Genomic DNA, 23169 nt, shown 5'->3' with positions numbered 1-23169 from the left:
GATGCCTCAATCTCTCCCTCAATCCAATCCGCCTAAACGGCGGTTCCGTTGGCCAAAGGGGATGCCACAACTGGTGGCGTTACTGCTGGTGCTGCTGGTGGATAGCCTGGTCGCCCCGCACTTCTACCAGGTGATTTTGCAGGATGGTCGGCTGTTTGGTAGCCCGATTGATATTCTCAACCGCGCCGCTCCCGTGGCGCTGTTGGCGATTGGTATGACGCTGGTGATTGCCACCGGCGGCATCGACCTTTCCGTGGGGGCCGTCATGGCTATTGCTGGCGCCACTACTGCGGCGATGACGGTGGCCGGGCACAGTCTACCGGTGGTGCTGCTTGCCGCCTTAGGCTCCGGCATTCTGGCTGGGCTGTGGAATGGGATTCTGGTGGCCATACTCAAGATCCAACCGTTTGTCGCCACGCTAATCCTGATGGTGGCCGGGCGTGGAGTGGCGCAGCTTATCACTTCCGGGCAAATCGTCACTTTCAACTCGCCCGAGCTGTCGTGGTTTGGTAGCGGCTCGCTCTTACTGTTCCCTACGCCGGTAATTATTGCACTGCTCACGCTGGTGGTGTTCTGGCTGCTGACGCGGAAAACGGCGCTGGGTATGTTTATCGAAGCGGTGGGTATCAACATTCATGCGGCAAAAAACGCTGGGGTGAACACCCGCATTATCGTGATGCTCACCTATGTGTTGAGCGGCCTGTGCGCGGCTATCGCTGGCATTATCGTCACGGCGGATATTCGTGGGGCAGATGCCAATAACGCCGGATTATGGCTGGAACTGGATGCCATCCTGGCGGTAGTCATCGGTGGTGGCTCGCTAATGGGCGGGCGCTTTAACCTGCTGCTGTCGGTGGTAGGCGCGTTGATTATTCAGGGCATGAACACCGGGATTTTGCTGTCGGGCTTCCAGCCGGAACTGAATCAGGTGGTCAAAGCCGTGGTGGTGTTGTGTGTGCTGGTCGTGCAGTCACAACGCTTTATCAGCCTGATAAAAGGAGTGCGTGGTCATGATAAAACGTAATTTACCGCTGATGATCACCCTCGGCGTGTTTGTGCTGGGCTACCTTTACTGCCTGACGCAGTTTCCAGCTTTTGCTTCCACCCGGGTGATTTGCAATATCCTGACCGATAACGCTTTTTTAGGGATTATTGCCGTGGGCATGACCTTCGTGATCCTCTCTGGCGGGATCGACCTTTCCGTTGGCTCGGTGATCGCGTTTACCGGCGTATTTTTGGCGAAGGCCATTGGCTATTGGGGTATTTCCCCGCTGCTGGCGTTCCCCCTGATTTTGCTGATGGGCTGCGCGTTTGGCGCATTTATGGGGTTACTGATTGATGCGCTGAAGATCCCAGCATTTATTATCACTCTGGCGGGAATGTTCTTCCTGCGCGGCGTCAGCTATCTGGTCTCTGAAGAGTCGATCCCAATTAACCATCCGATTTATGACACGCTCTCCAGTCTGGCATGGAAAATTCCTGGCGGCGGTCGCCTGAGCGCGATGGGGTTGTTAATGCTGGGCGTGGTGGTGATTGGCATCTTCCTTGCGCACCGTACGCGCTTTGGTAATCAGGTTTACGCCATTGGCGGCAACGCCACCTCTGCTAACCTGATGGGCATTTCTACTCGCAGCACAACGATCCGCATTTATATGCTGTCTACCGGGCTGGCGACGCTTGCCGGCATTGTGTTTTCCATTTACACCCAGGCGGGTTATGCGCTGGCGGGCGTTGGCGTTGAGCTGGATGCGATTGCCTCAGTGGTGATTGGCGGAACGCTGCTAAGCGGCGGCGTGGGAACGGTGTTGGGTACGCTATTTGGCGTGGCGATCCAAGGGCTGATCCAGACCTACATTAATTTTGATGGCACATTAAGTTCCTGGTGGACGAAGATCGCGATTGGCATTTTATTGTTTATTTTTATAGCGTTACAACGCGGCCTGACGGTGCTTTGGGAAAATCGTCAAAGCTCGCCGGTTACCCGAGTGGGTACGGCGGCAACACCAAAGTAACATCCTGATTTTGCACAAAACATTTAAATACCTAAACTTTTTCCGGTTGTAGTCGATAGGTTCTGTACAGGTCTGTTTTAACCCTACAACCGGAAATATAACGATGCCAAAATCCCTTTCAATTCGATCAAGTTTGTTGGTGTTATTGTCTTTGCTGACTTTCCTTCTGTTACTGACCGGTGGTATGGGGCTATATGCCTCGACGCGTGTCATTACATCATTGATTTATCACGGTATTATGAGCGCTGCGATGTTGGCTGCTATCGCATTGCTGGCGGTTATTTGGTTTATGCTGCGAAATAAGTTTCTCAAACCGCTGGATAATATGGTTGAGCAACTGGAACGTCTGGCGACGGGGGATTTATCACCGGTTACCACGCTGTCGGCCAGCGCTGAATTCAACCGCCTGAACGCGGCAATGGATGACATGCGCCATGCGCTGGGCGACTCGGTACAACGCGTACGCGATGCCAGTTCGCAAATTGATATTGGCAGTCGTGAACTGACGGCCGGGAACCAGCATCTGGCGCAACGCACTGAATCGACAGCCACTTCACTGGAGCAGACTGCCGCCAGCATGGAAGAACTCACGGCGACGGTGAAACAGAATGCGCAGAACGCGGAACAGGCTCACCAACTGGCAAAATCGGTGTCGGATACCGCCGATCGCGGTAGTGAAATGGTGTGCTATGTGATCGAGAAAATGCGCGATATTTCCGGCAGCTCCAGCCGAATCGCCGACATCCTCAGCGTAATCGACGGTATTGCTTTCCAGACCAATATCCTGGCGCTCAACGCTTCCGTTGAAGCGGCGCGCGCCGGTGAGCAGGGGCGGGGCTTTGCGGTTGTTGCAGGTGAAGTACGTAATCTGGCCAGCCGCAGCGCCGAGGCGGCCAAAGAGATCCGCACGTTAATCAGCGATTCGCACACCCACGTAGGGGAAGGCAGCGAACTGGCGCAGCAGGCGGGCGAAACCATGGATGAGATTGCCAATGAAGTCATGCGCATGACCAAACTGATGCGTGAAATTGCCAGTGCGTCCCAGGAACAGAGTCGCGGCATAGAGCAGGTGAATATTGCGGTGATTCAGATGGATGAAACGGCGCAGCAAAATGCGGCGCTGGTACAGCAGTCGTCAGCGGCTACCCGCTCGCTGGAAGAACAGTCTTCAGCGCTAATCGAAGCAATGGCCGTATTTAAGCTACAGACAGCCTAACCGTGCGTAGGCCGGATAAAGGCGTTTACGCCGCCATCCGGCAATATCACCGTATTGTGCCGGATGGCACTTCGCTTATCCGGCCTGCAGCGTGCTGTAGGCCGGATGTTGCGCTTACGCGTCCGGGAACTCGCGGATAAAGCGTTCTACATCTTCAACCATATGGTCGTTACCCACGAAGAAGGAGCGGCGCTGGTGCAGGCTTTCCGGGATGATATCCAGAATACGATTTTTACCGTCGCTCGCCTTGCCGCCCGCTTGCTCGGCCAGCAGGGCCATTGGGTTGCATTCATACAGCAGACGCAGTTTCCCTTCCGGGTGGCTGGCAGTGCTTGGGTACAGGTAGATCCCGCCTTTCAGCAGATTGCGATGGAAGTCGGCAACCAGAGAGCCAATGTAGCGCGAGGTGTACGGGCGCTGGGTTGACTTATCTTCTTCCTGGCAGAATTTAATGTACTTCTTCACGCCGTTCGGGAATTTGATGTAGTTACCTTCGTTAATGGAGTACGTGCTGCCTTTCGCCGGGAAGCGCATACGTTCCTGGCTGAGGCAGAATACGCCCAGAGAAGGATCGTAGGTGAAGGCGTGCACGCCACAGCCGGTGGTGTACACCAGCATGGTGGAAGAACCATAAACCACGTAACCTGCAGCAACCTGCTTGTTGCCCGGTTGCAGGAAATCCTCTTCCGTGACCGGTGTGCCGACTGGGGTTACGCGGCGGTAGATAGAGAAAATCGTACCGACAGAGACGTTAACATCGATGTTGGATGAGCCATCCAGCGGATCCATTAGCACAACGTATTTAGCGTGTTCACAGCCTTCAAAGACGACGATTTCATCTTCTTCTTCCGAGGCAATGCCCGCCACAATGTCGCGCGCCTTCAGTGCAGCTTTCAGTTTTTCGTTCGCGAACAGATCGAGTTTTTGCTGAACCTCTCCCTGCACGTTCTCAGCACCGCTGGCACCCAGGATATCGACCAGACCGGCCTTGTTGATATCGCGGTGGATGATCTTGGCGCCCAGCTTTATTGCCGACAACAAAGCAGTGAGTTCACCGGTAGCATGAGAAAACTCGTGCTGCTTTTCGACAATAAATTCACCTAACGTTTTCATAACACTTTCCCTGCAATTTATGTGGAGTAAAGCGACCGCAACAATATTAACAAATATTTCCATTGTTGCGCTTAGGTGAATCGCGCCAGCAAACTGCGGAATATCCTGAAATGCGTTTCTCACTTGCCGGACATGTGCGTAAAATGGCCCCCAGATTAAAAAAGGATAGTGACGTATGCGCATTCATATTTTGGGAATTTGTGGCACTTTCATGGGCGGTCTGGCGATGCTGGCGCGCTCGCTCGGTCATGAAGTAACCGGTTCGGACGCCAATGTGTATCCGCCGATGAGTACCTTACTTGAGAGGCAAGGCATTGATCTGATTCAGGGTTACGATGCCAGCCAGCTTGACCCGCAGCCGGACTTAGTGATCATCGGCAATGCCATGACCCGTGGTAATCCGTGCGTGGAAGCGGTTCTCGAGAAGAACATTCCGTACATGTCTGGCCCGCAGTGGCTACATGACTTTGTATTGCGCGACCGCTGGGTACTGGCGGTTGCGGGTACGCACGGCAAAACCACCACCGCCGGAATGGCGACCTGGATCCTCGAAGCCTGCGGCTATAAGCCTGGCTTTGTGATCGGCGGCGTACCGGGTAACTTCGAGGTTTCTGCGCGTCTGGGCGAAAGCGACTTCTTCGTGATTGAAGCGGATGAGTACGACTGCGCGTTCTTCGACAAGCGTTCTAAATTCGTGCATTACTGCCCGCGTACGCTGATCCTCAACAACCTTGAGTTTGATCACGCGGACATCTTTGACGATTTGAAAGCGATCCAGAAACAGTTCCACCATCTGGTGCGTATCGTGCCGGGCCAGGGACGCATCATCTACCCGGAAAACGACATCAATCTGAAACAAACGATGGCGATGGGCTGCTGGAGCGAACAAGAGCTGGTGGGCGAACAAGGTCACTGGCAGGCGAAAAAACTGACCACCGATGCTTCTGAGTGGGAAGTATGGCTGGACGGTGAAAAAGTCGGCGAAGTGAAGTGGGGCCTGGTGGGCGAGCACAATATGCATAACGGCCTGATGGCGATTGCGGCTGCGCGCCATGTGGGCGTCGTGCCTGCAGATGCAGCTAATGCGCTCGGTTCATTCATTAACGCCCGTCGTCGTCTTGAGCTGCGCGGTGAAGCCAATGGCGTGACGGTGTATGACGATTTTGCCCATCACCCGACGGCCATTCTGGCAACGCTTGCGGCGTTGCGCGGTAAAGTGGGCGGTACGGCGCGCATCATCGCAGTGCTGGAACCTCGCTCGAACACCATGAAAATGGGCCTGTGCAAAGACGATCTGGCGCCGTCGCTAGGCCGTGCGGACGAAGTGTTCCTGCTGCAACCTCCGCATATTCCGTGGCAGGTAGCCGAAGTCGCTGAAGCCTGCGTTCAGCCGGCACACTGGAGTGGCGATGTGGATGCCCTGGCAGATATGGTGGTGAAAACCGCGCAGCCAGGCGATCACATTCTGGTGATGAGCAACGGCGGATTTGGTGGTATTCATCAAAAACTGCTGGATGGCCTGGCGAAGAAAGCTCAGGCAGAAGCGGAAGAGTAAAATAACGCCAGGCGGTACAGGCATAACGTTTTTCTGGCAGGGTCGTGATTGTCTACAACGGTATTAACTATGCTCACTCGCGAAAAAATAGCGTCTACCACCTCGGCACTTTTTCTCCCGTTGGATGCGCTTTACGCTCAGTCGTTTCCCTGGCATGAGCAGCGGGAAATGCCAGCGAAACAGTTGGCGTTAAGTAACCCGCACTATGCGCTGGAAGCGTGGTTTGACGGTACGACATTTGTGGGGCTCAGCGGTTGCTGGGATTTCGGCGAATATATGTATATCGAGCATCTGGCGATTGATGGCGCGCTACGTTCGCAAGGCTATGGCAAAAAGGTGTTACACACTATTCTCACCCGTTCTCCGATGACGATTCTGGAGATTGATCCGTTAACAACGGATATCGCTAATAAACGTTTACGCTTTTATGAGTCGATGGGGTTTTGTGCGAATGAATGGCCGCATACGCATCCGGCGTATCATCAGGGGATTGCTGACCATGAACTGATTGTGCTGAGCTATCCGCACGCAATAGATGCAGAATGCTACCAGCGCTTTAATGAGGATTTGCGCCATCATGTGATGGCGTTGTAAAGGTGGTGCCCCAAGGGATGGGGCATCCTTTGCGGAATTACGCCTCGTTTTCCGCCAGTTCACGCAGATACTGGAAGATCTGGCGGGAAGATTTTGGCGGCTTGTTGCCCGCTTTTTCTTTCCTGGCGTTACGCACCAGCGAACGCAGTTGCTGGCGGTCGGCGTCAGGCCACAGATTCATCACTTCTTCGATGGCTTCATCGCTACCGTCAACCATACGGTCACGCAGTTGCTCCAGCTTATGGAAGACAACGACCTGCTGGTTGTGACGATTTTTCAGCTTGTCCAGCGCCTGACGAATAGGATCAACATCGCGCTGGCGCAACATTTTGCCAATCAACTGCAGCTGGCGGCGGCGTCCTTCCATCTTAATACGCTGGGCCAGCTCAATGGCGGCACGTAAATCCGCATCAAGCGGGATCTTATCCAGCGCGTTTTTCCCCAGATCAACCAGTTCCGCACCCAGGCGTTTTAACTCCTCGGCATCGCGTTTAATTTCACTTTTACTGACCCAGATAATTTCATCGTCTTCGTCTTCGATGTCATCACCGGGAACGTCGTCGAGCCAGTCTTCGGGCTGCTTTGTCATTTCAGGCTCCTTAAAAAAAGAGGCTAATGTTACCAGTTAAGATGCGCACTGAAAAACGGTTCTCTGTTAGACTTCAGAGAAACTCTCTCTACATTATGGCATTTGCGATGAAAGTAATCTCACAAGTTGAAGCGCAGCGTAAGATTCTGGAAGAAGCAGTCTCGACGGCACTGGAATTAGCGTCAGGTAAGTCGGATGGCGCGGAAGTCGCTGTGAGCAAGACCACGGGTATTAGCGTCAGCACCCGTTATGGTGAAGTGGAGAACGTCGAATTCAATAGCGATGGTGCACTGGGGATTACGGTTTATCACCAGAACCGTAAGGGCAGCGCATCGTCCACCGATTTAAGCCCGCAGGCGATTGCACGCACCGTGCAGGCTGCGCTGGACATTGCACGTTACACTTCGCCGGATCCGTGCGCAGGCGTGGCAGATAAAGAACTGCTGGCCTTTGATGCGCCCGATCTGGACCTGTTCCACCCGGCGGAAGTTTCCCCTGATGAAGCCATCGAACTGGCCGCTCGTGCTGAACAGGCGGCGCTGCAGGCTGATAAGCGTATCACCAATACCGAAGGCGGCAGCTTTAACAGCCACTATGGCATCAAAGTGTTTGGTAACAGCCACGGCATGCTGCAGGGCTACTGCTCCACGCGTCATTCCCTTTCCAGCTGCGTGATCGCGGAAGAAAATGGTGATATGGAGCGTGATTACGCCTACACCATTGGCCGGGCGATGGGCGATCTGCAAACGCCGGAGTGGGTGGGGGCTGACTGTGCTCGCCGTACCTTATCACGCCTGTCTCCGCGTAAGCTGTCCACCATGAAAGCGCCGGTGATTTTCGCCAACGAAGTGGCGACCGGACTGTTCGGACACCTGGTCGGCGCGATCGCCGGCGGTTCGGTGTACCGCAAATCCACCTTCCTGCTGGATTCGCTGGGCAAACAAATTCTGCCGGAATGGCTGACTATTGAAGAACATCCGCACCTGCTGAAAGGGTTGGCGTCTTCACCGTTCGACAGCGAAGGCGTACGGACCGAACGCCGCGACATTATTAAAGAAGGCGTGCTGACTCAGTGGCTGCTGACCAACTATTCCGCACGTAAGCTGGGGCTGAAGAGCACTGGTCATGCAGGCGGGATCCACAACTGGCGAATTCCGGGACAAGGTCTAAGCTTCGAGCAGTTGCTCAAAGAGATGGGCACAGGTCTTGTGGTTACTGAGCTGATGGGACAGGGCGTAAGCGGCATTACCGGCGATTACTCGCGCGGCGCGGCGGGCTTCTGGGTCGAAAATGGTGAAATTCAGTATCCGGTGAGTGAAATTACCATCGCCGGTAACTTAAAAGAGATGTGGCGCAATATTGTGACCGTGGGGAACGATATTGAAACGCGCAGTAATATCCAATGTGGTTCGGTATTGTTACCGGAGATGAAAATCGCCGGGCAGTAATACTCGTTAAGGCGTTAATTTTTAATAATAAAAAAGGAAGTGAGCAATGCGTAAACACCTGTTAGCGATCGTCGCGGCTTCAACGCTGGTTCTTGGTTCTTCTGCGTTTGCAGCCGATCTCGAAGATGATATGGGGATCCTCAACGACAACCTGAAAATTGTCGAAAAAACGGATAATGCGACTGAACTGAAAGACGCGTTAACCAAAATGCGTGCAGCCGCGCTGGACGCGCAAAAAGGTACGCCGCCGAAGCTGGAAAACAAATCCCCGGACAGCCCGGAGATGAAAGATTTCCGCCACGGCTTTGACACGCTGATCGGCCAGATTGACGGCGCGCTGAAGCTGGCGAACGAAGGTAAAGTTAAAGAGGCGAAAGCCGTTGCGGAAGAGCTGAAAACCACGCGCAACGAAAATCACAAGAAGTTCCGCTAATCTGCGCTACCCGGCCTGCATACCCGTAGGCCGGATAAAATCCCCGCTACTACACGCCCATAAGTAAACGCTATCCCCATCACATTTTTTCATTTTTATCGTCCATTCATTGTTCGCACTTCCTTCCATTTTGCTGCCCACTCTTGCGATCTCAATCACATTCTTCCGGTGATAAATCGTGGTTCCAGCCCTTTTTGCGGCACAGATCACTATCGCTGCACACCTTTCCACTTCGAAGTGGAAAACAACTCGCTACAAACTTATAACCTCCGTCGCTAATTTACCCTCAGAGACATTAACGGGGTAAGACGAGTGAATAACGGAGCTGTAATGAATGACATGGGGGAATCGGTGGAACTGGCCGACCGCATGCTGGCGCAGGTGTATGCCTTGCTGCGTGAACGCAACATTATTCCCAACGCCGTACAGGAACAAATGCTGACGTCGCATGTTCGCGCCATGGCGCACCGCTCGGTAACGGGTGAACCCTTACCAGAAGTCGATGCCAGCTTGTTTGATGAAATATCTGCCGAGTCAATGGCGCTTGCCCGCGACGTGGTCGCCGAGTTTGGCAATCTTCCTGAGGAAGAGGCCTGGCTGCTGTCGGTGCACTTTGAAGTCGCGAAAGACAACCTTTAAGGAGAAAAAGATGGAACAGATTACCGTAGTGATTGGCGATCGTCTGGGTAAAGGCCAGAAAGTGGCGGCAGGCGTAGAGAAAGCGGGTGGCCGTGCCGTTGTGGTGCCGGGCGTTGCAGCAGATATGAAGCTGGGTGACGTGATGAAGGCGGAAAACGCCACCTTTGGTATCTCGTTTTGCGGCAGCGGTGGTGCGGGTGCGATTACTGCGCAGACCAAATACGGCTACAAGGCGAAATACGGCATGCGTTCGGTCGATGAAGGGGTAACCGCCATCAACGAAGGGTGCAACGTACTGGGATTCGGCTTTATGGACAAAGAAGAGCTCGGCGAGCGCCTGGTGCAGGCCTGGCAAAAGAAACACGGCGCTTAAGCATGAAAGAGCAATTCACCACCACGGTGAGAGTCACGGGTAAGGGCGAGACCAAAGCTCGCGCCTTTGCCGATGCCCTGAACCACGTTCAGGCTGCGGTGATGAAAGCGTCGCCGCATATCTTACTGCGTATTGAGCCACAGGATGTGCAGATTGTTCAAGCGCGTGAATCGGTGCGTAAAGAGGCGTTTTTATTCCTCTTTTTGCGCCGGGAAAGACGCACTTTCAGCGTGGAGCTGGACGTGACCGTCAACGTGACTGCCATCAATCTCGACAAGGTGGATTTCGTTACGCAACGCTGATTTTCTATTAAAAGGCATAATTATGTTCCTGATAATATTAATAAAATCGCTCATCATCGGCGCGTTGGTTGGCGTTGGTGTCGGCGCTGGGGCTGCACGCATGTTTCATGCGCCTACCACTCAAGGGATGGGCGCGTTTCGTACTCTTGGAGAACTGAATTCCTGCGAAGGGGATCCGGCTTCTCACTTCTCGTTCGGCCTGGGCTTCTTCTTTAACGCCTGGGCTTCCTCCGTTGCGGCGGGGGCGTTCACTCAGGACGTCGACCATCGCATCATCCCCAACTGGGGCGCCGCCGCGCTGATGATTAAAAATCGCAACGTCGGTGAAACGCTGCACGATCCTAAGCGCATGGCAATTGCCTGCGGCGTTATCGGGATGATCGTGGTGACCTTCCTGAACCTCACTGCGTCATCCGTACCGGAAGCGCTGCAGGTTACCGCCGTCAAGGTGCTGGTGCCCGCGGCTAACCTGCTGGTTAACACCGTGATGCCGGTGATCTTCTGGCTGGCGGCGATCGACGCCGGTAAGAAATCCGGCTTCTGGGCCACCGTTTTTGGTGGCGCGGCGCAGCTGATCATGGGCAACGCCGTTCCGGGGCTGGTGCTCGGCATTCTGATCGGCAAAGGTGTTGAAGAAAGCGGCTGGAACCACGTCACGAAAGTGATGATGGTAGCTATCGTCGCGCTGTTTGTTCTGAGCGGCTTCTTCCGCGGTTTCGATATGAAGATGATCGAATCCTTCCATCTGACCGTGCCTAACTGGCTCGAACTTATCCACAACTCGCTCAGCGGCAAATAACGGAGGTCATCATGGAACAGAATAAAGGTTTTTGGTTCGCTGACTGGTCGTTCCCGATCTTCGTGGGCCTGCTCTCATCCGGCGTATTTGCCGGAACGCACATGTACTACCTGTACGGTATTGGCGCATTTAACGAAGTGGCTTTTGTGGCGATGCTGAAGGCGGGAATGGATACCGGCTCCTATGGGGCGGTGGCGGCATTTGGTGCAAGTTTCCTGTTTGCCCGCATCATTGAAGGTTCGCTGGTGGGTATTCTGGATATCGGCGGGGCGATTCAGACCGGGGTTGGGTTAGGTGTTCCGGCGCTGCTGCTGGGCGCGGGCATTATCTTCCCGGTCGCCAACTTTGCCGCCTCGCTGGTCACCGGTCTGGTGATTGGTCTGGCGATTGGCTACATCATCATTCTGGCGCGTAAGTTCACCATCAACCAGAGCGACTCAACCTACGGTGCGGACGTCATGATGGGGGCCGGTAACGCCTCCGGCCGCTTCCTCGGACCGTTGATTATCCTCAGCGCGATGACGGCTTCTATTCCTATCGGAATCGGTTCTCTGGCGGGTGCGCTGCTGTTTTATCTGTGGCAAAAACCGATTACCGGCGGGGCGATCCTTGGGGCAATGATCCTCGGGTCCATCTTCCCGATTGCCATTAGCTAACTGTTGATTTGCAGGCCGGATAAGGCGGTTACGCTGCCATCCGGCATAGGAGAGAGCGATGTTTGATTTACTCCTGCGCCGTGCGCGCCTCGTTGACGATACAGTGAGCGATATTGCGCTCAAAGACGGCAAGATCGCGGCGTTGGGCGACGTTGATGGCCCGGCGCTGAAAACCATTGAGCTGGGCGGCGAGTGCTACGTCAGCGCAGGCTGGATTGACTCCCACGTTCATTGCTACCCGAAATCCCCGATTTACCACGACCAGCCGGATAGCGTCGGTATTGCGACCGGCGTCACTACCGTGGTGGATGCGGGCAGTACCGGGGCGGATGACATCGACGATTTTTACACCCTGACCCGGGAAGCTGCCACCGAGGTGTATGCGTTGCTGAATATCTCCCGCGTTGGGCTTATCGCCCAGAACGAGCTGGCCAACATGGCCAATATTGACGCTGATGCGGTGCGAGAGGCGGTGAAACGCCACCCTGATTTTATCGTCGGTCTGAAGGCACGTATGAGCAGCAGCGTAGTCGGTGAAAATGGCATCACGCCGCTGGATCGCGCCAAAGCGATGCAAAAAGAGAACGGCGACCTGCCGCTGATGGTGCACATCGGCAACAACCCGCCGGACCTGGATGAGATCGCCGAGCGCCTGAGCGCGGGTGACATCATTACCCACTGCTACAACGGTAAGCCGAACCGCATTCTGACGCCGCAAGGCGAGCTGCGGGCGTCAGTGACGCGGGCGATTTCACGCGGCGTGCGTCTCGACGTTGGGCATGGCACCGCCAGCCTGAGCTTTGCGGTGGCAAAACGCGCTATTGAACTGGGGATTTTGCCACACACCATCAGTTCCGATATTTACTGTCGCAACCGTATCAGCGGCCCGGTGCATTCTCTGGCGAATGTGATGTCGAAATTTCTCGCCATTGGGATGTCGCTTCCGCAGGTCATTGAGTGCGTTACCGCCAATGCTGCCGACGGCCTGCGCCTGAAACAGAAGGGGAGACTGCAGGTCGGTCTGGATGCTGATTTAACCCTCTTTACGCTTAAGCGCCAGCCAACCGTGCTGGTAGATGCAGAAAACGACAGCCTGCAGGCTGAACAACTGCTGGTGCCGCTTGCCGCAATACGTGCGGGCAAGGGCTATATGACCGAACAAGGGAGCGCGGAACATGCCTTCGATTTTTGAGAAATACGATTTAAAACAGGTGATTAATACCTCCGGCCGCATGACGGCGCTTGGCGTTTCCACGCCGCGACCAGAAGTGGTTGAAGCGGCGATGGCGGGGATGAACCACTATTTCGAGATGAAAGATCTGGTCAATAAAACCGGCGACTACATCGCGAAATTGCTGGAAGTGGAAGGGGCAACCGTTGTCTCTTGCGCCTCGGCGGGGATCGCCCTGTCGGTGGCTGGCGTATTGGTTAAAGACAGCGACTGGCTGCTGGAGAACCTGCACGTCACGCCCATCGAGAACAACGAAATCGTGCTGCCCAGAGGCCACAACGTCAACTTTGGCGCTCCGGTGGGTACCATGGTGGCGCTTGGCGGCGGTAAGTTAGTGGAAGCCGGTTATGCCAACGAATGTTCCGCGGCGCAGCTGGCTGCGGCCATTACACCGCGTACGGCGGCCATTCTGTATATCAAATCTCACCACTGCGTCCAGAAAAGTATGCTCAGCGTGGAGCAGGCTGCGGTGGTGGCGCGTACGCATAACCTGCCGCTGATCGTGGACGCGGCGGCGGAAGAAGATTTGCAATGCTACTACCGGGTTGGCGCAGATCTGGTTATTTATAGCGGCGCGAAGGCGATTGAAGGACCAACCAGCGGTCTGGTGATAGGTAAAACCCAGTACGTTGAGTGGGTGAAACGCCAGACGGCGGGAATTGGCCGGGCGATGAAGGTGGGGAAAGAGGGAATTCTTGGCCTAACCTGCGCCATCGAACTGTATCTGAACGCGCAGAAAGAGAGTGGCGCGGAGATGGTCGAGAAAATGACGCCGTTCATTAATGCGTTGAACCAGCTTAACGGCGTGAGCGCCCGCGTGGTGTGGGATAGCGCAGGGCGCGACATCGCACGCACGGAAATTAAGTTTGATGAAGCGGTAACCGGGATCGCTACGGGCGAACTGGTTGAAGCCCTGAAACAAGGCGAGTACGCGATTTACTTCCGTGGTTACAAAGCTAACGAAGGCATTATCGAAGCCGATGTGCGCAGCGTCGATCGTGCGCAGCTGGAGATTGTGGCCCGTCGAATTGGTGAAGTGATTTCGCAGGAGAAAGAAGTATGAAACTGACCCCTAACTTTTATCGCGACCGCGTCTGCCTGAACGTGCTGGCAGGCTCCAAAGAAAATGCGCGGGATATTTACGCGGCGGCGGAAGGACACGTGCTGGTTGGTGTGTTGTCAAAAAATTACCCGGATGTCGCAAGCGCAGTAGCGGATATGCGTGAATACGCAGCGCTTATCGACAATGCGCTCTCCGTGGGATTGGGGGCAGGCGACCCAAACCAGTCGGCGATGGTCAGTGAAATTTCCCGTCAGGTACAGCCGCAGCATGTTAATCAGGTCTTTACCGGCGTGGCCACCAGTCGCGCGCTGCTGGGCCAGCAGGATACAGTAGTCAACGGTCTGGTCTCGCCAACCGGCATGCCGGGCAGGGTGAAAATCTCCACCGGTCCGCTGAGCAGCCAGACGCCGGAAGGTATTGTGCCGGTAGAAACCGCGATTGCGTTGCTCAAAGATATGGGCGGTAGCTCGATTAAATACTTCCCGATGGGCGGCCTGAAATGCCGTGAAGAGTACATTGCCGTAGCGCAGGCATGCGCCCGTCATGACTTCTGGCTGGAGCCAACCGGCGGTATCGACCTGGATAATTTCACTGAAATCCTGCAGATTGCCCTCGATGCCGGAGTGAGTAAAATCATTCCTCACATCTATAGTTCGATTATTGATAAGGTGAGTGGTAACACTCGTCCGGATGACGTACGCCAGCTGATGGCGATGACCCGGGCCTGCGTAGGCTAACTGACTGATGAGGAAACTGACGTGCGATTCCCCAACCAACGTTTAGCACAGCTGTTTGACATGTTGCAAAACGAAGCGCTTCCACAGGACGAGCTGGCGCAGCGGTTGTCGGTTTCCACACGCACCGTACGGGCGGATATCACTGCGCTAAACGCGCTGCTCACCCAGTACGGCGCACAGTTTGTCCTCAGCCGGGGTAACGGTTATCAGCTCAAAATTGACGATCCGGCTAGTTATAACACCCTGCAAACGCAGCAGCCCAACGCGTTGCTACGCATCCCTCGAACCAGCCAGGAACGGATACACTGGCTGGTGGTGCGTTTTCTGACGTCGGCTTTCTCGCTAAAGCTGGAAGATTTGGCTGATGAATGGTTTATCAGCCGCGCGACGCTGCAAAACGATATGGCTGAGGTGCGCGAGCATCTGCAACGTTATCATCTGACGCTGGAAACGCGTCCCCGTCACGGCATGAAACTGTTCGGCAGCGAAATGGCGATTCGCGCCTGTTTGACCGATCTGCTGTGGACGCTGGCACAGCAGGATCCGCAGCACCCATTAGTGATGCAGGAGGCGCTTAATGCCGGGATCCCTGAGCAGCTACAGCCCGTTTTGCAGGATATTTTCGCTCGTTTTCATATTCGTCTGACCGATGAGGGCGAGCTGTTTTTACGCTTGTACTGCGCGGTGGCGGTACGGCGGATTAGCGAAGGGTATCCACTCCCGGATTTTGCCGCAGAAGAGGCCGATCAATCGGTGTGCCTGGCCACGCGGGAAATCGCGGCGGTATTGCACCGCCTGGCAGACAAACCGCTTTCCGTTTCTGAAGAAAACTGGCTACAGGTGCATATTGCTGCTCGCCAGGTACAAGAGATCGCGCCCAGTGCTATCAATGCGGATGATGACGAAGCGTTGGTCAATTACATCCTGCGTTTTATCAACACCCAGTACAACTACAACCTGTTGAATGACAAACAGTTACATGCTGACCTGCTGACGCATATTAAGACGATGATCACCCGGGTGCGTTACCAGATAATGATCCCCAATCCGCTGCTGGAAAATATTAAACAGCACTACCCCATGGCGTGGGACATGACGCTGGCCGCCGTCTCGGGATGGGGAAAATATACGCCGTACACCATCAGTGAAAATGAGATCGGCTTCCTCGTGCTGCATATTGGCGTCGGGCTGGAGCGTAGTTACAACATCGGTTACCAGAGACAGCCGAAGGTTCTGCTGGTATGCGATGCCGGAAATGCGATGGCGCGGATGATTGAAGCGGTGCTGGCGCGTAAGTATCCGCAGATAGAGATCGTCGATACCGTGACGCTGCGTGACTACGAACAGCGGGAAAGCATTAGCGAAGATTTTGTTATCTCTACCGCGCGGATCGGTGAAAAAGATAAGCCCGTAGCGATGATTGCGCCGTTTCCGACCGATTATCAACTGGAACAAATTGGCAAACTGGTGCTGGTGGATAGAACCCGCCCGTGGATGTTGAACAAATTCTTCGATGCCGCCCATTTTCGTGTAATTGACGAGCCAATGGATCAACAAACGTTGTTCAAAACCTTATGCCGTCAGTTGCAGGATGAAGGTTTTGTCGACGCGGAGTTCCTTGATTCAGTGGTTGAGCGTGAGGCCATCGTCAGCACCATGCTGGGTGACAGCATTGCCTTGCCGCACGCCCTCGGTCTGCTGGCCAAGAAAACGGTGGTTTACACTATCCTCGCCCCGCAGGGCATTGCCTGGGGCGATGAAACCGCGCACGTGATCTTCTTGCTCGCCATCAGTAAAAGCGAGTACGAAGAAGCGATGGCGATCTACGATATTTTCGTCACCTTCCTGCGTGAACGCGCTATGACGCGGCTCTGCGCATGCCGGAATTTCACCGAGTTCAAAACGGTCGCCATGGAGTGTGTCAGTCGTTTTTGAGAGGCAGAAAACAGAATATTAACCGCCTGGAGATCAACGCAAATGATGCACAACCTGGTTGCTGCTGCCGCGCCAGATTAGCGCCGGGTCTTTAAGATCCTGCACGTATTTGCCATCGACCAGTACGTTGATGAGATCGACCACCTGCATTTGCGCGGCGTTGAGTTCATCGAGCTTGTAGCCGGTCCACACCCAGATATCTTTGCCGGGGCACTCAGCGCGAACGCGCTGCACTAGTTGCAGGATTTCCGGCACGTTTTGCGGATGTAGCGGATCGCCACCGGAGAGCGAGATCCCCTGACGCTTGATTCGCGTATCGTTCAGATCGGCAATGATCTTGTCTTCCATCTCTTTGGTAAATGGCTCGCCGGAATTGAGCCGCCAGGTGCTTTTGTTATAGCAACCGGGACATTCATGCACGCACCCGGACACAAACAGCGTGCAGCGGGTGCCGGGGCCGTTAACGATGTCGACGGGATAGTATTGGTGAAAGTTCATTTTCGCTTCTCATCCGCTTATCAATTCGCGCCATAGCTGCGTTAGCTGCATTCGTGCGCCCGAGTCACTTACTTATGTAAGCTCCCCGGGACCCACTCATTTGCTGCCTTGCTATGACGTGAATTGCGTTGCGGAAAAAATGGCCCGAAAAGCATCGCATTGCCGGGCAATAATACTGTCGAAATTAACCTATCTGCCCATTACCCAAATGCTTAACGCGGCGCTTCACTTCTTCCTGCTTACCGGCGTTAAACGGACGGGCGTCCGGGCTGCCTAAATAACCGCAGACGCGGCGGGTGACCGACACGCGCGCGGCGTCGTGGTTACCACATTTCGGGCAGGTAAAGCCTTTGCTGGTGCACTCGAACTCACCGGTAAAGCCGCACTCGTAGCATTCATCAATTGGCGTGTTGGTCCCGTAATACGGCACGTGCTGATAGCTGTAATCCCAGACGTCTTCCAGTGCTTTCAGGTTGTGTTGAATATTCGGGTATTCGCCGTAGCAAATGAAGCCTCCACTCGCCAGCGGCGGGTATGGCGCTTCGAAATCGATCTTGTCGTACGGGTTAACCTTTTTCTCCACATCGAGGTGGAAGCTGTTGGTATAGTAACCTTTGTCGGTAACACCCGGCACCACGCCAAACTCGGCGGTATCCAGACGGCAGAAACGATCGCACAGGTTTTCACTTGGTGTGCTGTACAGGCTGAAGCCGTAGCCGGTCTCGTCTTTCCACTGATCGACTGCCTGACGCAGGCGTTCGACAATGGCGATAGCTTTGGCGCGAAGCTGCTCGCTGTCGTACAGATGTTTGTCACCAAACAGTGCGTTAATGGTTTCGTGAATGCCGATGTAACCCAGCGAGATAGACGCGCGGCCATTTTTAAAGATTTCTGACACGTCATCGTCCGCTTTCAGACGCACGCCGCAGGCACCTTCCATATACAGGATTGGCGCCACGCGAGCTTTCACGCCTTCCAGACGCGCAATGCGTGTCATCAGCGCTTTACGTGCCAGCACCAGTCGATCGTCGAGCAGTTTCCAGAAGGTGGCTTCATCGCCGTGGGCTTCCAGCGCGATACGCGGCAGGTTGAGGCTGATAACGCCGAGGTTGTTACGCCCGTCGTGAATCTGTTCGCCGTTCTCGTTTTCCCACACGCCGAGGAAGCTGCGACAGCCCATCGGCGTTTTGAACGAACCGGTCACTTTCACTACCTGATCGTAGTTCAGGATGTCCGGATACATGCGCTTGCTTGCACATTCCAGCGCCAGCTGTTTGATGTCGTAGTTAGGATCGCCAAATTTGTGGTTCAGACCGTCACGAATCGCAAACACCAGTTTCGGGAACACAGCGGTTTTACGATTTTTACCGAGGCCCGCAATGCGGTTACGCAGAATGGACTGCTGGATCAAACGTGATTCCCAACTGGTTCCCAGGCCAAAACCGAAGGTGACGAACGGCGTCTGGCCGTTAGCGGTATGCAGGGTATTCACTTCATACTCGAGGGACTGGAATGCGTCGTAGCACTCTTTCTCGGTACGGGAATGCGCATAACCGTCGGCATCCGGGATCTGCCACTCTTCAGCGGTTTTGCGATGCTTGTTAAAGCTCTCGGTCACGAATGGTGCGAGAACTTCGTCAATACGGTTAATGGTGGTACCGCCATAAATATGGCTGGCAACCTGCGCGATAATTTGCGCGGTGACGGCCGTAGCGGTGGAGATGGATTTTGGCGGCTCAATCTCCGCGTTACCCATCTTAAAGCCCTGCGTCAGCATGCCTTTCAGGTCGATCAGCATGCAGTTAAACATTGGGAAGAACGGAGAGTAGTCGAGATCGTGATAGTGAATATCACCACGCTCGTGCGCCTGGACGACATCACGCGGCAGCAGGTGCTGACGCGCATAGTGTTTGGCGACGATACCGGCCAGCAGGTCACGCTGGGTCGGGATCACTTTGCTGTCTTTGTTGGCGTTTTCGTTCAGCAGAGCAGAGTTGGTTTGCTCAACCAGACCACGAATTTCCTGGTTCAGACGGCCACGCTTTTCACGCTGTATATCACGGTCGTGGCGATATTCGATGTACGCACGGGCGAGTTGTTTGTACGGACCAGACATCAGCTGGTTTTCTACCGCTGTCTGGATCTCGTTGATATCGACCTGGCTGCGCTCATTCATCTGGCTACTAACGACTTCTGCGACGGTGGCACAGTAATCTGCGTCATCGACTCCCGCTGCTTTAGCTGCACGCAGAATGGCTTCTTTGATGCGCTCTGATTTAAACGGCACTTTACAGCCATCTCGTTTCATCACATGCGGTGTCATGATCACTCCATATTTATAAGAACAGGTTATCCACAGAGGTTGGGGAAGCGGCCATGGCTTTATTCATCTCTATTGCCAATGACTTCCCGCAATCCTGACCCACTTTATCCACAATTTCACCGTAAAGCGGTGCACTGTAGTTGTAGCAATTGTAGTCGATTAATACAACATATTGGGTCGGCGTGCATTTTAAGTTCTATATGTAGTGATTTGCATCAAGGATGTTTACGGTTTATTTGATGTAGCGCAAAGTAAAAATCGGAGCGTACAGATGACGGGCAGTACAGCGATTGTAAATTATGGGCAGAAAATTCTGATTAATTATTCAACAAAAACAGTAGGGTAAGCTAAGCGCATGTAGCAACGCCCGGCAGCGCTATGCGTACCGGGCTTGAACATAATTGCAAGCTATTTTTGTACCCACCAGACGGCCTCAAAAGGACGTAGTGTCATGTCCCCAGGTTGGCTGGCGACCTCGGCATAGTTGTGCATCAGCACCTGCCAGTTTCCATCGGCCAAGGCTGGCTGCCAGTTCTGGAAGGCATCGCTCAGATTAGCAATGACCAGCAGCCGCTGCCCTTGCCACTCGCGTTGGTAACACCACAGATGTGGGCTGTCCGGTAACAGATCCTGATAGTTGCCCCAGGTAATAACTGGCTCCGCTTTGCGCAATGCGATCAGTTTCTGATAGGTGTAGAACACCGAGTCGGTATCGTTCAGTGCTGCAACCACGTTGATCTCCGCCGCGTTGTCACACAGATTGATCCATGGCTCGCCCTCGGTAAAGCCCGCGTGTTGGCTGGCATCCCACTGCATCGGCGTGCGGCTGTTATCGCGGGATTTACTGGCGAGGATCGCCAGCAGTTCGTCGGCATCCCGCCCCTGACCGTTCAGTTCGGCAAACATGTTATGGCTTTCCACATCGCGATAATCGGTAATCTGGCTGAAGTGCGGGTTGGTCATGCCGATCTCTTCACCCTGGTAGATATAGGGCGTGCCCTGCATGCCATGCAGCACCATCGCCAGCATTTTGGCCGACGGAATGCGGTATTTACCTTCATCGCCAAAACGCGACACGATGCGCGGCTGATCGTGGTTACACCAGAACAGCGCGTTCCAGGCCTGATTGTGCATGCCTTGCTGCCAGTGACGGAACAGGGTTTTCAGCGCGACATAATCGGGTTTGGCTAACGTCCACTTCTCACCGTTGGGGTAATCCACTTTCAGGTGGTGAAAGTTAAAGGTCATCGACAGTTCGCTGCCATCGAGCGCGGCGTACTGCTGGCAATTTTCCAGTGTGGTGGAAGACATCTCGCCCACCGTCATCAGGCCGCGTGGCGTGAAGACGTCGCGGTTCATCTCGCGTAAAAACGCATGCGCGCGCGGGCCGTCGGTATAAAAACGCCGCCCATCGCCGTCGGGATCGTGCGGGAAGTCCTGATCTTTAGAGATAAGATTCACCACGTCGAGGCGCAATCCGTCCACGCCGCGATCGGCCCAGAACTCACAGACTTTTTTTAGCTCGGCGCGTACCGCCGGATTTTCCCAGTTCAGATCGGCCTGCTCCGGAGCAAAGAGGTGCAGATAGTACTGCTCGCTTTCGGCGTGCCAGCCCCAGGCGTTACCGCCAAATTTGGAACGCCAGTTATTCGGCGGGCTGTCTGGCGTGCCGTCGCGCCAGAGATAAAACTGACGATACGGGCTGTCTTTATCCAGCGCTTCACGAAACCAGGCGTGCTGGGTTGAGGTGTGGTTAAACACCATATCGAGAATAATACGGATGCCGCGCGCTTTCGCCTGCGTCACCAGTTCGTCAAAATCTTCCAGCGTACCGTAGGCCGGATCGACAGACAGGTAATCTGCGACGTCGTAACCGTTATCAACCTGCGGCGAAATATAGAATGGCGTCAGCCAGATGGCATCGACTCCCAGTTTTTGCAGATAGTCGAGGCGCTGCGTCACGCCGCGTAAATCGCCGGTGCCGCTGCCGGTAGTGTCCTGAAAACTCTTGGGGTAAACCTGATAGATAACGCCGTTTTGCCACCAGTGGGGAATATTCATGGTTGTTTCCTGGAAATACGCTGGGGCGCAACTGCGCCCCGAAGAAAAGTTAGATAATTTGTAATGTGCCCAGACGGTATTTACGCTGGTAAACAAATGAGGTCAGTATCATTGGGATAACAATCGCAATGACCATCGCCATGCCAAATACCTGCCAATAAGTCGGCTGGATGGAGAGGATGCCCGGCAAACCGCCGACGCCAATCCCGTTTGCCAGCACACCGTTCAGGCCGCACAGCAGTCCGGCGAGACCGGAGCCGATCATCGCGCACAGCATCGGGAAGCGGTATTTCAGGTTGATCCCGTACATTGCTGGTTCAGTTACTCCAAGATAAGCAGAGATCGCGGCAGGAACGGAGATTTCACGTTCGTTGTGCTTGCGACTGGAGATAATGATCCCGACCACCGCAGAAGCCTGAGCGATATTCGACAGTGCGATCAGTGGCCATACCGGCGTGCCGCCCATGCTCTGAATCATCTGCATGTCGATAGCCAGCGTGGTCTGATGCACACCGGTGATCACCAGCGGGGCGTACAGGAAGCCGAACAGGGCCGCGCCAATCGGAGCAAAACTGCCGGTCAGCAGATGGCGGACCGCAAACGCGACACCGTCGCCGATCATGCGACCAAACGGACCGATGAAGGCGTGCGCGAGGAACACCGCAATGATCAGCGAGCACACCGGGACGATCACCAGATACAGATAATCCGGCACGATGCGCTTCATGCGTGTTTCAATAAACCCGAGCGCCAGACCAGCCAGCAATGCCGGAATGACCTGCGCCTGGTAGCCCACTTTCTCAATGCTGAACAGGCCGAAGTTCCACACTTCCGGTACCTGCTGACCGAGCAAATAAGCGTTCATTAACTGCGGTGAAACCAGGGTTACGCCCAGCACAATACCGAGGATCGGCGTACCGCCCATTTTCTTCACCGCCGACCAGCAGATCCCGACCGGCAAATAGAAGAAGATCGCCTCGCCAATCAGCCACAGGAAGTCGTAAAGGGTTTTCAGCGAAGGATGCATCTGCGCCAGCGTCTGGCCATTGCTCATCGGCAGATCGCCGATCACGTTACGGAAACCTAAGATCAAGCCGCCGCTAATCAGCGCGGGCAGCAGCGGGAAGAAGATCTCCGCAAAATGAGAAATCAGCTGTTCATGCCATTTCATATTCTGCCGTGCCGCTTTTTTCGCCTGCTCTTTGTCGGCGCTGGCTTGTCCGGTAGTCGCCAGCAGCGCTTTGTAGTAATCACCTACCTCGGTGCCAATCACCACCTGAAATTGCCCGGCGTTGGTGAAGCAGCCTTTGACCATCGGCAACTGTTCGATCTCTTTCGGCCTGGCGTTCGCAGGCTGATTCAGCACAAAACGCAGGCGAGTAATGCAGTGACTTACCGTGGCGATATTGTCGCGCCCGCCTACCAGCTCAATCAGCCGGTCGATGTCTGCTTGTTTTATTTTGCTCATGATGACGTGTGTTCCCCGTAGGCCGGATAAGACGCGTTAGATCGCCATCCGGCAACTCTCGCGTTGTTGGCGCCAGAGTATATCGTCGATGAATATTTAAAAATGGGAACGTTCCCGAAACGCA

The 23169-nt window shown here is 54.6% G+C and carries 22 protein-coding genes; 16 read left to right on the top strand and 6 right to left on the bottom strand.

What is annotated here, in order from left to right; translation table 11 throughout:
* The first annotated feature begins 1 nt into the window (after nucleotide 1).
* The 3 genes from ytfT (at nucleotide 2) to OGV74_RS22930 (ending at nucleotide 3228) form a co-directional block, all read left to right on the top strand.
* The gene (gene ytfT, locus OGV74_RS22940) at nucleotides 2-1024 is read left to right on the top strand and encodes a galactofuranose ABC transporter, ATP-binding protein YtfT (RefSeq protein ID WP_199880203.1); all 1023 of its coding nucleotides are present in this window, start codon (nucleotides 2-4) and stop codon (nucleotides 1022-1024) included.
* The gene (gene yjfF, locus OGV74_RS22935) at nucleotides 1011-2012 is read left to right on the top strand and encodes a galactofuranose ABC transporter, permease protein YjfF (RefSeq protein ID WP_003025736.1); all 1002 of its coding nucleotides are present in this window, start codon (nucleotides 1011-1013) and stop codon (nucleotides 2010-2012) included. The genes ytfT and yjfF overlap by 14 nt, the downstream gene beginning before the upstream one ends.
* Nucleotides 2013-2115: 103 nt before the next feature.
* Entirely contained in the window at nucleotides 2116-3228 is a 1113-nt protein-coding gene (locus tag OGV74_RS22930; protein ID WP_003839560.1) for a methyl-accepting chemotaxis protein, read from the top strand.
* A gap of 114 nt (nucleotides 3229-3342) precedes the next feature.
* On the opposite strand, the gene fbp is transcribed toward OGV74_RS22930, so the two are convergent.
* On the bottom strand, nucleotides 3343-4341 hold the full coding sequence (gene fbp, locus OGV74_RS22925) for a class 1 fructose-bisphosphatase (protein ID WP_003025742.1): 999 nt from the start codon (nucleotides 4339-4341) through the stop codon (nucleotides 3343-3345).
* A 175-nt stretch (nucleotides 4342-4516) separates the two neighbouring features.
* On the opposite strand from fbp, the gene mpl reads away from it, so the two are divergent.
* A complete protein-coding gene (mpl, locus tag OGV74_RS22920) occupies nucleotides 4517-5896 on the top strand; it encodes a UDP-N-acetylmuramate:L-alanyl-gamma-D-glutamyl-meso-diaminopimelate ligase (protein ID WP_003025745.1) in 1380 nt (459 codons plus the stop codon).
* Nucleotides 5897-5965: 69 nt separating this feature from the next.
* Nucleotides 5966-6490 carry a GNAT family N-acetyltransferase gene (locus OGV74_RS22915; RefSeq protein ID WP_032932826.1) on the top strand — a complete coding sequence of 175 codons (525 nt, stop codon included), beginning with the start codon at nucleotides 5966-5968 and terminating at the stop codon, nucleotides 6488-6490.
* A 37-nt stretch (nucleotides 6491-6527) separates the two neighbouring features.
* Here the strand turns inward: OGV74_RS22915 and yjgA are convergent, their stop codons facing one another.
* Nucleotides 6528-7079, bottom strand: a complete 552-nt coding sequence (gene yjgA, locus OGV74_RS22910) for a ribosome biogenesis factor YjgA (protein WP_003025750.1) — start codon at nucleotides 7077-7079, stop codon at nucleotides 6528-6530.
* A 95-nt stretch (nucleotides 7080-7174) separates the two neighbouring features.
* On the opposite strand from yjgA, the gene pmbA reads away from it, so the two are divergent.
* The 11 genes from pmbA (at nucleotide 7175) to OGV74_RS22855 (ending at nucleotide 16695) form a co-directional block, all read left to right on the top strand.
* Entirely contained in the window at nucleotides 7175-8527 is a 1353-nt protein-coding gene (gene pmbA / locus OGV74_RS22905; protein ID WP_032937740.1) for a metalloprotease PmbA, read from the top strand.
* A 46-nt stretch (nucleotides 8528-8573) separates the two neighbouring features.
* Entirely contained in the window at nucleotides 8574-8960 is a 387-nt protein-coding gene (gene cybC / locus OGV74_RS22900; protein ID WP_003025756.1) for a cytochrome b562, read from the top strand.
* Between the two features lie 330 nt (nucleotides 8961-9290).
* Nucleotides 9291-9599, top strand: a complete 309-nt coding sequence (locus tag OGV74_RS22895; protein ID WP_003025758.1) for a glycine dehydrogenase — start codon at nucleotides 9291-9293, stop codon at nucleotides 9597-9599.
* 10 nt (nucleotides 9600-9609) lie between these two features.
* Nucleotides 9610-9972: an SFCGS family glycine-rich protein gene (locus tag OGV74_RS22890; protein ID WP_003830384.1), complete on the top strand. Its 363-nt coding sequence runs from the start codon at nucleotides 9610-9612 to the stop codon at nucleotides 9970-9972.
* Nucleotides 9973-9974: 2 nt separating this feature from the next.
* Nucleotides 9975-10274, top strand: coding sequence for a DUF4312 family protein (locus OGV74_RS22885; RefSeq protein ID WP_086504846.1), 300 nt, complete (start codon nucleotides 9975-9977; stop codon nucleotides 10272-10274).
* Between the two features lie 22 nt (nucleotides 10275-10296).
* A complete protein-coding gene (locus OGV74_RS22880) occupies nucleotides 10297-11073 on the top strand; it encodes a DUF4311 domain-containing protein (protein ID WP_003025764.1) in 777 nt (258 codons plus the stop codon).
* 11 nt (nucleotides 11074-11084) lie between these two features.
* Nucleotides 11085-11729, top strand: coding sequence for a DUF4310 family protein (locus OGV74_RS22875; protein WP_003830379.1), 645 nt, complete (start codon nucleotides 11085-11087; stop codon nucleotides 11727-11729).
* 58 nt (nucleotides 11730-11787) lie between these two features.
* Entirely contained in the window at nucleotides 11788-12921 is a 1134-nt protein-coding gene (locus OGV74_RS22870; protein WP_016149471.1) for an amidohydrolase/deacetylase family metallohydrolase, read from the top strand.
* A complete protein-coding gene (locus OGV74_RS22865; protein WP_003025770.1) occupies nucleotides 12905-14023 on the top strand; it encodes a DgaE family pyridoxal phosphate-dependent ammonia lyase in 1119 nt (372 codons plus the stop codon). The genes OGV74_RS22870 and OGV74_RS22865 overlap by 17 nt, the downstream gene beginning before the upstream one ends.
* The gene (dagF, locus tag OGV74_RS22860; RefSeq protein WP_086504847.1) at nucleotides 14020-14760 is read left to right on the top strand and encodes a 2-dehydro-3-deoxy-phosphogluconate aldolase; all 741 of its coding nucleotides are present in this window, start codon (nucleotides 14020-14022) and stop codon (nucleotides 14758-14760) included. The genes OGV74_RS22865 and dagF overlap by 4 nt, the downstream gene beginning before the upstream one ends.
* 21 nt (nucleotides 14761-14781) lie before the next feature.
* Nucleotides 14782-16695, top strand: coding sequence for a BglG family transcription antiterminator (locus tag OGV74_RS22855; RefSeq protein ID WP_003839574.1), 1914 nt, complete (start codon nucleotides 14782-14784; stop codon nucleotides 16693-16695).
* A 33-nt stretch (nucleotides 16696-16728) separates the two neighbouring features.
* Here the strand turns inward: OGV74_RS22855 and nrdG are convergent, their stop codons facing one another.
* The 4 genes from nrdG to treB form a co-directional block, all read right to left on the bottom strand.
* Nucleotides 16729-17193: an anaerobic ribonucleoside-triphosphate reductase-activating protein gene (gene nrdG / locus OGV74_RS22850; RefSeq protein WP_003839580.1), complete on the bottom strand. Its 465-nt coding sequence runs from the start codon at nucleotides 17191-17193 to the stop codon at nucleotides 16729-16731.
* A gap of 184 nt (nucleotides 17194-17377) precedes the next feature.
* Complete coding sequence (nrdD, locus tag OGV74_RS22845) at nucleotides 17378-19516, bottom strand: anaerobic ribonucleoside-triphosphate reductase (protein ID WP_003844922.1); 2139 nt, start codon at nucleotides 19514-19516, stop codon at nucleotides 17378-17380.
* 408 nt (nucleotides 19517-19924) lie between these two features.
* Nucleotides 19925-21577, bottom strand: a complete 1653-nt coding sequence (gene treC, locus OGV74_RS22840) for an alpha,alpha-phosphotrehalase (protein ID WP_086504848.1) — start codon at nucleotides 21575-21577, stop codon at nucleotides 19925-19927.
* 49 nt (nucleotides 21578-21626) lie between these two features.
* On the bottom strand, nucleotides 21627-23045 hold the full coding sequence (gene treB, locus OGV74_RS22835) for a PTS trehalose transporter subunit IIBC (RefSeq protein ID WP_003025786.1): 1419 nt from the start codon (nucleotides 23043-23045) through the stop codon (nucleotides 21627-21629).
* Nucleotides 23046-23169: the final 124 nt, after the last annotated feature.

The organism is Citrobacter sp. Cf116 (assembly GCF_030336505.1).
GTDB lineage: Bacteria > Pseudomonadota > Gammaproteobacteria > Enterobacterales > Enterobacteriaceae > Citrobacter > Citrobacter freundii.
Note: the sequence above shows the minus strand (reverse complement) of the source record. Positions and strands in the feature narration are given on the sequence as shown.